Here is a 15,064-nt window from a genome sequence, read left to right on the forward strand (position 1 = left end):
CAACTGTCCGCCTCCAACAACATTGAGTGCCTCAGGAATCACTCAAACTTCTGCGAATTTAAGCTGGGGTAACCCGGGAGGAGCAACTTCTTGGGAAGTTGCTGTTCAAACAGCAGGTTCACCTATTCCTTCTGGATCAGGCGTACAAACAAACTCAAATACCAATTATCCTGCAACAGGTTTGACAGTAAATACAGCTTATCAGTTTTATGTTAGAGCTGATTGTGGTAATGGTACATTCAGTGCTTGGGCAGGTCCATTCTTGTTCAACACGCTATGTGCTCCTTTCAACGTGCCTTTCCAAGAAGGTTTCAACAGTACATCTACAACTGAAAACTGTTGGACCGTATTAAACGTTAATGGAGATACCGACTTATGGAATATGAATTACGCTACTAATCCATTTGAAGGGAATCAGTGTGCGGCTATTACTACCGACTTTAATAATGGTGCCAATAATGATTGGTTAATCTCACCTCAAATCATTTTGACAGGAAACCAAAGGTTGAAATTCCATTACAGAGTGCAATCGACCGGCGAGCCAAATGATTTCAGAGTGATGTTGTCTACCAATGGTACCAGTCCGGCAGATTTTACTACAACTTTGTTGCCGTTAGCCTCTTACAATAACACTACTTATATTCAAAGAATAGTGAGTTTAGCGGGTTATACAGGGCCGGTTAATATTGCTTGGCATGTACCTCAAGGAGGTCTTGACGGATGGAGATTGTATATTGACAATGTAATTATTGAAGATTTACCAACATGTCCAGAGCCAACTTCCATAACGTCTAGTAATGTGTTGTCGACTTCTGCCACTGTTTCATGGGTAAACGGAAACAACGAAACTTCTTGGGAAGTAATAGCTTTGCCTTGTGGTTCCCCTGCTCCAACAACAGCTTCAGTAGGGACTGTTGTAACAACAGGAAGTCCTTACACTCTAACTAATTTAAATCCTACCACTTGTTATGATGTTTATGTAAGAGCTATTTGTTCGGCCTCTGATGTTAGTCCGTGGACGGGTCCGGCTACTTTTACAACACAAGTGGCTCCGCCAGTATGTGGTGGTTTGTTTGTTGATGCAGGCGGACCTAATGGAAACTATCCCAACAGTTCAGATTCCACAGTTACTATTTGTCCTACGCCGGGTAATGTAGTTACCGTTACATTTACTTCTTTCAATACTGAAACTAACTGGGATGCTTTGTATGTTTTTGATGGAAACTCTATAGCCTCTCCGCAAATAGCCAGCACCAATGGAGCAGGAAACGTTCCGGGCGGTTTACCAGGTGGTTTTTGGGGGACTGCTATTCCAGGACCATTTACATCATCAAGTACAGACGGATGTTTAACTTTCAGATTTAGAAGTGACACTTCTGTAAATAATCCGGGATGGGTTGCCAATGTAACCTGTGATCCGGCTCCAAACTGTTCTAAACCAACAGCATTAACTGCCACTCAAATCACAACTACATCTGCTCTTTTAGGTTGGAACGAAGCTAGTGGAGATGTGACACAATGGGAAATAATTGTTTTGCCTGCAGGTTCTCCTGTTCCGCTTCCAAGTGCAACCGGAATTATAGTTTCAACCAATCCTGCTCCGTTTAGTGGATTAAATCCCGGTACACAATATACATTTTATGTTAGATCTATTTGTCCTACATCAGGGACAAGTTTATGGTCTAATGGATTTAACTTTAATACATTATTGGCTAACGACGAGTGTAGTACAGCAATCTTTGCACCGGTTAACTCTTCAGCCGTTTGTCAACAAGTAACTCCGGGTTCACTTGCAGGAGCTACTGCTTCTGCCTCTCCGGCTATTGCTCCATGTATCGGTACTGCTGATGATGATGTTTGGTATCAGTTTGTTGCTACTAACAGTTATTTGAATGTGGCTCTACAAAACGTGACCGGTTCAACAACTAACTTGAATTTTGCAGCTTACTCAGGACAATGTGGAACTTTGACACAAATCTTTTGTAGTGCAGCCAACTCTTTGTCTGGCGTTTTGAATAATTTAGTTGTAGGTAACACTTATTACATTAGAGTTTATTCAAATTCCGCGACTCCTCAAACCTCTACTTTTAACTTGTGTATTTCAACTCCGTCAACTTGTCCTACCGCATCTACGGTTTGTAATTTGACAGATTATGCTAATACAACAGGAGTTACGAGTTTGGGAACTATAGGTTGTTTGTTTTCATCGCCAAATCCGGCTTATTTTACAATTCAAGTTGGAACTACCGGAGCTATTAACTTTACTTTAACCCAATCAACTCAGCCATCTGTAAATGGGATTCCAGGTCCTCCAAATATCGATGTAGACTATGCTGCTTGGGGGCCATTTACCAGCCAAGCTGCTGCTTGTGCTTTCATTGGGTCATCAGCACCATTTGCAGCTCCGGGAATTGGAGTACCTGTTACACAACAAACAGGGTGTAGTTATTCTGCCGCTCCTACGGAAACGTTAAACATTGCTAATGCACAAGCAGGACAATTTTATATCATTCTAATTACTAACTTCTCCAATCAGGCCGGGTTTATTACTTTAACACAAACTAATTTACCTGCTAATCCTAATGACCCTATTCCTCCAGGAGTTGGTACAACAGTATGTTGTCCGGATGCTTACTTTACTTATAACCCTGTGGCTTACTGTAAAGATCCGTCTACACCAAATCCAATACCTGTTATAACAACAGGATCTATAGCAGGGGTATTCTCTTTGTCTCCTTCTTCACCAACCGGATTAGTTTTTGCTAATACAAGTACAGGAGAAATCGACTTACAAGCGAGTGCGCCGGGTAACTATGTTATTACTAATACAGTTGCTGCAACCGCAAGTTGTGATGTGAAAGAAAAATCATTTACCATCAATATTACTGCTCCTTCAACAGCAACTATAGAATACGGTGCTGCAGCTTATTGTAAAAACATAAGTACACCTCAAACCGTAACTATCAATGGAACTACTGGAGGTACTTTCTCTGCTACTCCTAACGGTGGATTAAATATTAATGCTAATACAGGAGCTATTGACCCAAGTACTAGTGCTCCGGGGATATATACTGTAACTTACTCTCTACCGGGCTCTACAGTTTGTGTTAATGCTAACCCAAGCACTCAAGTGGAAATTTTACCATTACCGAATGTAGTTCAACCGGCTTCGGTTCAAGCATGTGATTCTTATACTTTACCTGCGTTGTCTGTTGGTAACTATTTCACACAATCTCAACTAGGCGGAGCAACTACACCAATTGATATTGCTACACCGCTGACTTCATCACAAACAGTTTATGTTTATGCAATTGATGCTAACGGATGTTATAATGAGAAGTCTTTTGAGGTTACAGTTAATTCAGTGCCTACACCAACTTTCACGGCTACACAGTCTGATTGTGCTGCGGCAAATGGTACTATTACAGTGACTTCACCAACTTCTCAAGCTGGTCCTATTCCTACAGACTTGTTTATTTCTGAAGTTACAGATGAGAGTACAGGTTCGTTAACCTATATTGAAATTTTTAACGGTACAGGTGCCCCGAAAAATTTGGCTAACTATAAGATAAGAATTCATACTACTGTAACCGGAAACCCGGCTTGTGATTTGACATTATCAGGTACTCTAAACAATAATGCTACCCATGTTGTAGCTGTTGGAAGCAATGTAAACCAAGGTGGAATTGTTCCAAACCAAGTTTTTGCTTCTTGTGGAGGTGTTAATGACAATGATAACATCAGATTAACAAATTCTACTAATACATTGATAGATATTTGGGGAAGAACTGATGGGGTTTCTTTTACACCAGGTAATCAACCGGGTTACACCTACAGAAGAAATACTGATGTTGTTGCTCCAAGCACTACATTTAATTCGGCTGATTGGACTGCTTTAGATCCGCAAGACTACACTAATGTTGGAACTTACAACTACTTTGTAAGTAATTATGAATACAGTATTGATGGCGGTACAACGTATCAATCTTCAGCATCCTTTACAGCAGTAGCTCCTGGAGATTATGTTTTAGTGGTTAGAGATATTGCCACAGGCTGTACTTCTCAACCAATAGATGTATTTGTAGCACCTACAACATCAACACCGGCAGTTACTACTTTTGATTACGGAACAGGTGTTTTCTGTCAAAATGCTACTAATCCAACTCCTAACACGAGCATTACCGGATTCACGACAGGCGGAACTTTCTCTGAATTTAATACAACCGGTTTGGTGATTAATCCTTTAACCGGAGAGATTGATTTAGCAGCTTCTACTGTTGGTCAACATACCGTAAGATATGAAGTGGCTTTCAATCCGGTTACTTGTCAATTAGCTGGTTTCACTGATGTAACAATTGAAATAGTTGGCATTATTAATCCTGTGGTTGGATTTACTTACAATACAACTTCAATTTGTATTAATGCACAAGCTTCTTTGACACCTCAGTTGGATTCAGGATTTAGTTCTTTTGCTCAATTCTCTGTAACTCCTTCAACAGGATTGTCTATTAACTCCACTACAGGGGTTATCAACTTGGCGGCGTCTACTCCTGGAACTTATGACATAGTTGTTAATGTTACTGCTGATCCTGCAACTTGTAGAGTTGCTGCAACTTCAGCTACATTCACTTTAGAAATCAAGCCAGTTGTTACGCCGATTGTATCATTCAGTTACAATTCACCGGTATGTGCATTCAATGCTGATAATTTACAATCTCCTAACTTAGCGCCTAACTTTACCTTAGGTGGGGTGTTTTCTTCTACAGCCGGATTGGCAATTGATCCGGTTACAGGGGTAATCACTGTTTCAGGAAGTTCTCCAGGAACTTACATTGTTCGTTACCATATTGATGCAGTTTCTTCAACTTGTCAATTAGTAGGAGATAGTGAAACCACAATTGTTATTACACCACCTGTTGCTATTGAAGTAAGCGGAGGCTGTGAAGGCGTAAGCTATATTTTGACTGCCACCCCGGTTGATGGTTCATTTAACCCTGAAAACGTGACTTATTCTTGGCAGAATGAATTAGGAATTGAGGTGGGAACTACCCAAAGTATTACAGTTACTGAACTTGGTTCATACATTGTCACTATCAATGACAACGGATGTACCAGTGAGTCTGCTTCATTTACTGTAGATGCCATAACTTGTGTTATCCAGAAAGGTATTTCTGTTAACAATGATGGTTTAAATGATACTTTTGACTTGAGAGGATTCAATGTTAAAAAGTTAACCATTTTCAACAGACACGGAATGAAAGTTTACAGCCGTGCTAATTATACCAACCAATGGGGAGGACAATCTGATGATGGCGATGAACTACCTGACGGAACTTATTACTATGTTATTGATAGAAATAATGCCGAGACTAAAACAGGTTGGATTTACATCAACAGAGCACAATAGGACATTTAAAATTGGCATTCAAAATAAAACAAAACAAAATGAAGAAAATATATTTCATTGCAATATTAGCTTTAGGTTTAACAGAGTTAAACGCACAGCAAGACCCTCATTACACTCAGTACATGTACAACATGAGTGTAATGAATCCGGCCTACGCCGGCTCAAAAGAGGCTGTTTCAGGCGGGGTTCTTTATCGTAAACAATGGGTTGAGATTGAAGATGCTCCTACTACAGGTACATTCTTCATACATAGTCCTGTTGGAAGAAATGTAGGTTTAGGGCTTTCTGTGATTTCAGATAAAATTGGTCCTGTTGAAGAAAATAACGTTTATGCTGACTTCTCTTATACCTTAAATTTAGGAGGAGAACACCGCTTGGCTTTTGGTTTGAAAGCGGGTTTGACTATGCATAAAATCGACTTCAATACTATTTACCCAACGTTACCGGATTTAGGTGATGACGTTTTCGGTTCCGGTAATCCAAACGAAACATTCTTAAACATTGGTTCGGGGGTGTTCTACTATACTGATAAGTATTATGTAGCTTTCTCAGTTCCTAATATGTTAAAATCAAAATATTTAGATTTTGACGGAAGAGAATACGGGACAGAAGAATTACACTATTTCTTAACAGGAGGTTATGTGTTTGATATTAATCCGAATTTAAAATTTAAGCCTTTTGCTATGATTAAATCATCGCTTAATGCGCCTACCTCAGTGGATTTATCAACCAATTTTTTACTTTACGATAAGTTAGAATTAGGTGCAACTTACAGATTGGAAGACTCTTTCGGAGCCATGATCAATTTTGCAGTTACACCGTCATTGAGAATCGGATATGCTTATGACCATATCGTTTCCGACTTGAATGTAGTGACTCCGGCTTCTCACGAGGTGATGTTGTTATTTGATTTGAATTTCCCGAAAAAAGTATCACGTTCACCAAGATATTTCTAACCTATAAAGAATCTTAAAAATGAAAAATCTATATATAACCTTAAGTTTTGTTGCCCTAAGTTTTTCTCTTTCGGCTCAAAATAAAGATACTAAAGCCGCCGATAAGTTGTTTGCCAGATTCGAGTATGTTGATGCTGTCAAAGCCTATCAGAAATTGGTAGAGAATGGTAAAGGCGATGCTTATGTTTACAAGCAATTGGCCGATGCCAACTACAATATGTTCAATTCAACAGAAGCAGTAAAATGGTATGCTAAAGCTACTGAAACTAATCAGGATGCTGAAACCTACTATCGTTATGCACAAATGTTGAAAGCTAACGGTAAATACGAAGAAGCCAACAAGCAGATGCAAAAATTTGCCGCCGCCGCTCCTAATGATAACCGTGCTAAAGCATTCAAGGAGAATCCAAACTACATTCCGAGATTGTTAGATAAAACCAAATTGTACAATGTAAATGCTTCTGATATCAGCAGTGATAAATCTGATTTTGGTGCCGTATTACACGATAACAGTTTGTATTTTGCCAGCGCTCGCAACGGTGCACGTAAGAACTATGGATGGACAGACGAACCTTTCTTAGATATTTACAAAGCGGATTATAACACCGACGGTACAATTACCAATGCCGGAACAGTAACCGAATTGAATTCAAAATGGCACGACGGTCCTATCACCATTACTGCTGATGGGAATACTGCTTATTTTGCCAGCGAGAGTTACAAAGAAAAAGAATTTGAGAAAGACAAAAAGAACAATGCCCGATTCAGTCAGGTTTATTTGTTCAAAGCTACTAAAAACGGTAGCACTTGGGGAGATATCACCGAGTTGCCTTTTAACGACAAAACGTTCTCAAACAGTAACCCATGTGTAAGCCGAGATGGTAAAACGTTATATTTCTCTTCTAACAGACCGGGAAGTATTGGTGGTGTTGACATCTGGAAAGTGGCCATCAATGCCGATGGTACTTACGGTGAACCTCAAAACTTAGGAAATAAAGTCAATACCGAAGGCAACGAAAGCTTTCCGTTTATTGCCGATGACAACAAAACGTTATACTTCGCTTCAAGCGGCAAACAGGGTTTTGGTGGTTTAGACGTGTATCAAATCGATTTGTCTAACGGTTCAGAAGCGGTTAACTTAGGCAAGCCGGTTAATACAGAAAAAGACGATTTCGCTTTTACTTTTAACGAGGCTAAGAAAGTTGGTTTCTTATCGTCTAACAGAGGCGGAAACGATGATATTTTTGCTGTTAGTCCAATTTGTGGCGTAGACGTCATAATCGTGGTTACCGACGCCAAAACAGGCGCTATTTTAGCCAATGCCAGCGTATCTATTTTAGACGACAAGAAAAACGTAATCGCTACGGAAATGTCTAACGCTAATGGAGAAGTAAAATACCGTGTAGAGTGTGATCGTCCTTATGTCGTTCAAGCTTCTAAAGACGGTTACGAAGGCAATTCATTTGCTGTTACTTCAAGCAAAGGACCAACTGCTAAAGTGGATGCTGCCTTACAACCTATCGATGTAATTGTTACGGAAACAGAAATTATCTTAAAACCGATTTATTTTGAATACGACAAAAGCAACATCACTCAAGAAGGTGCTTTTGAGTTAGATAAATTAGTTCAGGTAATGAAGAATAACGACAAAATGGTCATCTTGGCTAAGTCGCATACCGATAACAGAGGTACTGATAAATACAACTTACGATTATCAGACAGAAGAGCTAAAGCGACAGCACAATACATTATCTCTAAAGGAATCGATCCTAGTCGTATTTCGGCTAAAGGTATGGGTGAATTAGAGCCTAAAGTGGATTGTGGTGCAGCTTGTACTGAAGAGCAACACGCTCAAAACAGACGCTCAGAATTCTTGATTGTGAAGTAATTTTTCAGCATTTAATAATAAAAACCCCATCTTGGACAACAAGATGGGGTTTTTATTTTATTAGTATTTAGCTTATTTCCATTTCATAGAAAGAAGATTATAAGTGGTTTTTAATGACTTCTAAAAGGTTTTCCCTTTTCAAGCTTTCAAAGTAAAATATTCAGAATTCGTCTTTTTAAAATCCTTATTCATTAAGTATCAATACTTATTCAATTTTTTTACTAATGAATAAATTAAGCCTTTTTGGAAAAAAATGTGCTTTTGATGGCAGCATATATTTGAAAAAAAGTATTTTTAATAAAAAATTTACAAATGAACTTAAGTTATTGGGAACTCAAAAATTGGTTTACCCATGTCGACTTTACCATAGTAGGAAGTGGAATTGTTGGCTTGCATTGTGCATTAGCATTGCGAGAGCGATTTCCGCAAAGTAAAATTTTGGTTTTAGAAAAAGGAATTTTGCCACAAGGTGCCAGTACTAAAAATGCCGGATTTGCCTGTTTTGGCAGTCTTTCGGAGATTTTAGATGATTTAAAAACTCATAGTGAAGAAGAGGTTATTCAGCTCATACAAAAGCGTTGGAGTGGATTGCAGTTGTTGCGCAAAAATCTAGGTGATGACGCTATCGATTTCAAACCTTATGGTGGTTATGAGTTATTTTTGAAATCAGACGAGAGCAGCTATAATGAATGTTTGCAGCTCATGTCATTTGTCAATGAAATTTTAAAACCTATTTTCAGGAATGAAGTATTTTCCAAAGAAGTGGATCGTTTCGACTTTAGCGGTGTACAAGAATACCTTATTTTTAATCCGTATGAGGCCCAAATCGATACCGGGAAAATGATGCACGCTTTGTTGAAGAAAGCTATTGCAAACGATATTTTAATTCTCAATCAAATCGAAGTCACCGCTTTCCAAGAAAAAAGCGATAGAGTGATGGTAACGGCAAACGATTTTAGTTTTTCAACACACAAGCTATTGTTTGCTACTAACGGTTTCGCTGCCGAGTTAACCAATAATCAAGTAAAGCCGGCCAGAGCTCAGGTTTTAATTACCAATCCGATATCCGATTTAGACATTAAAGGGACGTTTCATTTAGAACAAGGTTATTATTATTTCAGAAATATCGATAACCGAATTTTATTAGGCGGAGGAAGAAATTTGGATTTCAAAGGGGAAACCACCACCGAGTTAGGTCAAACGGAATTAATCCAAAATCGTTTGGACAACTTGTTAAAGGAAGTAATTTTACCACAAACCGAATTTACTGTGGCTCATCGCTGGAGCGGAGTCATGGGTATGGGTTCCAGCAAAAGACCCATAGTAGAACAGTTATCAACGCATGTTTATTGCGGGGTGCGTTTGGGCGGTATGGGTGTAGCTATTGGAAGTTTAATAGGTCAGGAGTTGGCCGATTTATTAAATTAATTATGAAGAAAAGTCTTTTAGTATTATTCTTTTTGCTGTCAATCCGTCTAAGCGCTCAAAATACATCCTTTACCATACAGCAAGAAATCACAGGTTTAGCCAAAGTGACCGTTAATGCCTTTGGTTTTACTTCAATGGAAATCAAGTGTTGGGAATCTGCTTTGGATGAGTCAACAGCTACGTTCTACAATTCAGGTACTTATAATACTTATTGGGTCAAACTTAATCCCTTCAAGAATTGGAGCTTTAGGGTTAGGGTTAATTTTGGAGCAGTTGGCGATTGGTCTCAAATAGAAACTTTAGATAACAGTTGTACACAATTCCCCAATTATGTGGGTTTAACAGAAAGTTTCAGTGTTAATCCCGTTTTGAGTTGTTGGAGAGGCTATTTTGTCGATTCTTATTCCGGTAGTGCAGACTATATACTTTATTCCACTTCAGGATTTATACAGATGGCGTCGCAAACCGGTTCCAAAGTATTAGTGTCTCCAAAATTAGAGGATTTGTCTACAGATAAAAAAGTGAAATTTAGATTCCGATCCAATACAACAATCTCAGGCTATTCCATTAAAGTAGGAACAATAGAAAACCCCTATGATTTGAGTACTTTTCACCAATTGGGTTCTTTTAACGTTTCTTCAGTAAATCAGTTTGAAACCAAAACACTTTACCTAAGCAACTATAACGGAGTTGATAAATACATTGCTTTCTTGGCAACCGGTGGCAATACCACGGTTTACAGCTTAGATGATTTTAGCTATGAGCAATCTGTGAACTGTTATGATGCTACCGCTATTGCATTCAACAACATTACTACGAATTCTGCAACAATGGATTTCAATTCAAGTGGTCAAAGCACCTGGGAATTGAAACTGAAAAATACCATTACTAATGTTACTCAAACCATTCCTGTTTCTTCGGGAAATGTCAATTTTACAGGCTTAAATCCAGGGACAACTTATGAAGTTACTTTAAGAGCCAATTGCGATGTCGGATTGTATTCCAATTGGTCACCTGTAAGCACTTTTACCACAGCATGTCAAGAAGTAAGTGTCGGATATTATACAGGATTTGATCAGTTTTCATACCTTGACCCGTGTTGGAAAAGGATTATGACCGGTAGTGATGAAATTATGGTTTATAATAATGCTACTTCTGTGTCATCACCAAACCATGTTAGTTTCAAGGGTACCAATACTTCAACCACCATTTTAGTATCGCCTTATGTGACCGATTTGGTTAATAAAAGAGTTCGCTTTAAATTACATGATAACAAAAGAGCTAATTTTTTAAAGTTTTCATTTACAGTCGGGGTATTATCAAATCCTACAGATGCTACCACTTTTATTCCGATAAAAACATTTACTAACGAAGAAATCAACCCCATAGGTTTGTTTGATTTAGGATCGTTTTGGCAACAGTATATAGTAGATTTTAATGCAGTATCTGCCAATAATCATTATATCGGATTTAAAATCGGAAATGCGTCTGTCAATTTCGGCGAGCAAAGTATTTTGTTGGATGATATTTATTTTGAAGAAATCCCGCAGTGTAAAGAACCAACCAACATACAAATCATCAATTTTGATTATGAAAAAGCCACCATTTCCTGGGATAGTGATGTTTCAGTACCATCTTGGGAAATAGAATACGGGCCTACAGGCTTTCTCGCGGGAACAGGAACCATTACTTCGGCCAATACAACACCATTTACACTTACCGGTTTGAGTTCAGATACAGGGTATGACTTTTACGTTCGTGGTGTTTGCTCAAGCGGTACCAGCCTTTGGTCGATTAAGCGCTCTTTTAAAACCCGATGCGAAGGGGTTTATGTAGGTTACACTTCCGGTTTTGAGACCGAAACATTCGATCCATATGCTACTTGTTGGCAAAGAACATCACCATTGCTTCGAAATTATTCGTATAGTCCGAATTATTTTATAAACAGATATAACAATGGTCAGTTTGGCTCACAAACGGCTCATACGGGGGCCAAATTTATAGTTATGAAAGGAGGAGCAGATTCTCCGGATACTAATGAACAAGACAAGACCATTTTAGTTAGTCCAAGATTAATTGATTTAGACAATAGTAAGCAGGTAAGTTTTTGGGTTTATTGTCCCAGCAATGGTTATTCTACCCTACAAAAAATTGTTGTTGGAACGCTTTCTAATCCCGACGATTACAATACTTTTACCCAACATGAAGTGATATCCGGACCATTTACATCAAACCAATGGAGACAATACACGATTGATTTGTCCTCTTTTTACGGAACAGACAAGTTTGTCGGTATCAAACAAATTTCTTCAAATGGAAATTATTTTCTTTACATAGATGATTTTGAATACACTGAAAATCCTTGTCAAAGACCAACCAATTTGATGGCTGTCCAATCCGGACAAAACAGCGCAACTTTATCTTGGAATTCTAATATTGCAATTGATGGAAGTACCACTTGGCAAATTGAATACGGTGAAATGGGATTTACTCCCGGGACAGGAACAGTTATAACAGTGAGCAACAGTCCGTATGTGTTGAATAATTTGATTTTAAATAAAAAGTACCAATTCAGAGTCAGAAATAATTGCGCTAACGGAGTTATAAATTGGAGTAATCTGTATTCCTTCAAAATATCTTGTACTGTCAGCGTACCTTTTTATGAAAATTTTGATCAATTCCAGCCGGTTGCAAACTCAATATTTTTACCCGCAAACTTATGTTGGAGTTCTCAAAATTCGATGTCAGCGGCGCTATATTCTTACTCATTGAACAACGTTAACAGTCCTCCTAATGTTGGCTTTGTAGAATCCAATAGTGCGGGCGAAGGTGTTTTCGTATCGCCTTATCTGTCTGATTTTGACAATACGAAAAGGATAAAATTTTGGACAAAACTTCAAGTACTTACGTCTACTCAAAACTTGAGCATAATTGTAGGAACAGTCAAGAATCCGTTAGACCTTTCAACATTTGAACCGTTTCAGGTTTTCCCGTTGAGCGGATCATATCAATCAGGACAAGAGTTTACGGTTGATTTTTCAACTTACACGGGCGATAGCAAACACATAGCGTTTAAAACTTCAGGCTATGTTAGTGACGGTGGTTACACTACCAATAGAATTTTCTTTGACGATATTTATTATACTACTATACCGGATTGTTCGGAACCCATAGATGTTACTTTTTCTCAAACCAATCACAATTCAACATTGCTGCAATGGGAGAATATAGGAACAGTACAATCAACAAGAATTGAATATGGTTTAAGCGGTTTTACACCGGGAACCGGTACGGTTTTGGATTCCAATGCCAATCAGCTATTGATAACCGGTTTGAATCCAACTTCAAATTATGAATTTTACTTAAACGCTGTTTGTGACGGTAATAATTCTGCACAAGTTGGCCCGTATGCTTTAATAACCACTTGTATTCCAAATACCGTTCCTTGGACTGAAACATTTAACAGCCTAGGTCAATATGGTCAAAATATGCTTCCTCCATGTTTCAAATTACCCGGGAATAATTCCATTTTTACCAGAAATGCACCAATTACGTTAAACAGCGATTTGTTCTCACCGGATAATACTTTAAACGGTTTCGATGATAGCTTTTATTTGCATGCAACCACTAACACTTTCCTTTTTACACCTATGTTTCATCTTGAGCAGGGCACTTCATATAAGTTCAGTTTACAAGCAAGAAAGCGGTATGAATATGATTTTTCCAATATCAAAATGGCAGCTTACAGAGGTCAGGAAACTTATGCTCATGTCGCCGATTTGAATATTACATCTTTCCTCTCGGAATTCAATTATAATGAAGGGATTTATTTCTACACACCAATTGAAACAGGAGATTACAGTTTTTTACTCTTCTATAATAATTCCGGAAGTTTAGAGATAGTTAGTGATGTGTTTGCTTTGGAGGAAGGCTATACAAGTCTTGTTAGCACCAATAGGTTTTTTGACTTTAGTCAAGGATTGGGTAACGATTTAATTACTGAAAAAACTGAAAATACAAATGTAGCTTTAGAGAATCTCAACAATAATATGGTTTTGAAATTTACAGGGTCTAATGATACTTCAGCTTTTACAGCAAACGGTAATGTATGGAGCAACAATCAAAACAGTATCTCGAAAGTTAATTTTAAAATCAATAACGATAATTTTTCAACCCTATTCTTGTCTTTTAAATTGAAACAAACCTATAGTGAACAGAGTTCTCATTCGGCCTTCAGACTCATTGTCAACGGAAATGATATTGCAGGGGTTATTTATCCAAATTCAGCCAATCAAGACGAGTACCAAACCTATGAGTATGATTTAACGAGCTTCTTGGGTGATGACTTGAAAATATCATTACAACATTTAGGTAAAAGCACTACCGATAATGCCTTTTTGGATGATTTATCAGTTAATCAAAACAGCTTGTCAAGCCCGGATTTTAATCCATTAAACGGATTAAAAGTCTATCCCAACCCTACAAATACGATTTTGAATATCAAAAGCGATTATTTGTTTAATTCTGTAAAAGTATATAGTGTAAGCGGACAGCAATTACAGGAGTTAAGCGGACAATTTTACAATCAGACCTTAGATATGTCGAATTACAGCGCAGGATTTTATTTCATAAAAGTGATTTCTGAATACGGAAGTAAAACATTTAAAATATTCAAAAGAGATTAATGATAAAAAAGATTTTACGTTGGCTAAAAAAAGCCATGCTTTGGTTTTTTGCCATATCCATTTTGCTGGTTATTGTGTTTAAATGGGTGCCGATTCCGTTTACGCCGTTAATGGCTATTCGAGCTTTAGAAAATAAATGGGATGGAAAAGACGCGGTCTTGAGTCACGATTGGGTGCCATTGGAAGAAATCTCTCCGAACCTGCAAAAAGCGGTGATTGCCAGTGAAGACGGAAATTTTTTAAACCATTATGGTTTCGATTTTCAAGCGATGCAAAAAGCGTTTAAAAACAACCAAAAGGGCAAACGTATTAAGGGCGGAAGTACTATATCACAACAAACGGCCAAAAATGTATTTCTGTGGCAAGGACGAAGTTATCTTAGAAAAGGATTGGAAGCCTATTTCACAGTGCTAATTGAACTTATTTGGGGGAAAGAACGCATTATGGAAGTATACCTAAACAGTATTGAAATGGGCAAGGGAGTTTATGGCGCCGAAGAAGCTGCCAAACATTGGTACCGAAAATCAGCGGTGAATTTAACCAAAAGAGAAGCCGCCGGAATTGCCGCCATTTTGCCCAATCCGTTAAAATATAAAGCCACCAATTCGTCTTCGTATATTGAAAGAAGGAAAGACAAAATCCTCCGCAATATGAGGCATGTTGGGAAATTAGAATATTAAAAAAACCGTCTCTTGAATAG

At 38.1% G+C, this 15,064-nt stretch carries 6 protein-coding genes; all 6 read left to right on the forward strand.

The window, feature by feature from the left end; genetic code table 11:
- Positions 1-5,407: choice-of-anchor J domain-containing protein (locus Q0M21_RS10800; RefSeq protein ID WP_295338030.1), on the forward strand; the 5,407-nt coding region annotated here is incomplete at its 5' end.
- Positions 5,408-5,445: 38 nt separating this feature from the next.
- The gene (locus tag Q0M21_RS10805; RefSeq protein WP_295338032.1) at positions 5,446-6,363 is read left to right on the forward strand and encodes a type IX secretion system membrane protein PorP/SprF; all 918 of its coding nucleotides are present in this window, start codon (positions 5,446-5,448) and stop codon (positions 6,361-6,363) included.
- Between the two features lie 19 nt (positions 6,364-6,382).
- Positions 6,383-8,251, forward strand: coding sequence for an OmpA family protein (locus Q0M21_RS10810; RefSeq protein ID WP_295338034.1), 1,869 nt, complete (start codon positions 6,383-6,385; stop codon positions 8,249-8,251).
- Positions 8,252-8,563: 312 nt separating this feature from the next.
- Complete coding sequence (locus Q0M21_RS10815) at positions 8,564-9,679, forward strand: FAD-binding oxidoreductase (RefSeq protein ID WP_295338036.1); 1,116 nt, start codon at positions 8,564-8,566, stop codon at positions 9,677-9,679.
- 2 nt (positions 9,680-9,681) lie between these two features.
- The gene (locus Q0M21_RS10820) at positions 9,682-14,364 is read left to right on the forward strand and encodes a choice-of-anchor J domain-containing protein (RefSeq protein WP_295338038.1); all 4,683 of its coding nucleotides are present in this window, start codon (positions 9,682-9,684) and stop codon (positions 14,362-14,364) included.
- On the forward strand, positions 14,364-15,044 hold the full coding sequence (gene mtgA, locus Q0M21_RS10825; protein ID WP_295338040.1) for a monofunctional biosynthetic peptidoglycan transglycosylase: 681 nt from the start codon (positions 14,364-14,366) through the stop codon (positions 15,042-15,044). The genes Q0M21_RS10820 and mtgA overlap by 1 nt, the downstream gene beginning before the upstream one ends.
- The last annotated feature ends 20 nt before the right edge of the window (positions 15,045-15,064 follow it).

Origin of the sequence: Flavobacterium sp., from assembly GCF_024710485.1 — a bacterium.
Classification (GTDB): Bacteria; Bacteroidota; Bacteroidia; order Flavobacteriales; family Flavobacteriaceae; genus Flavobacterium.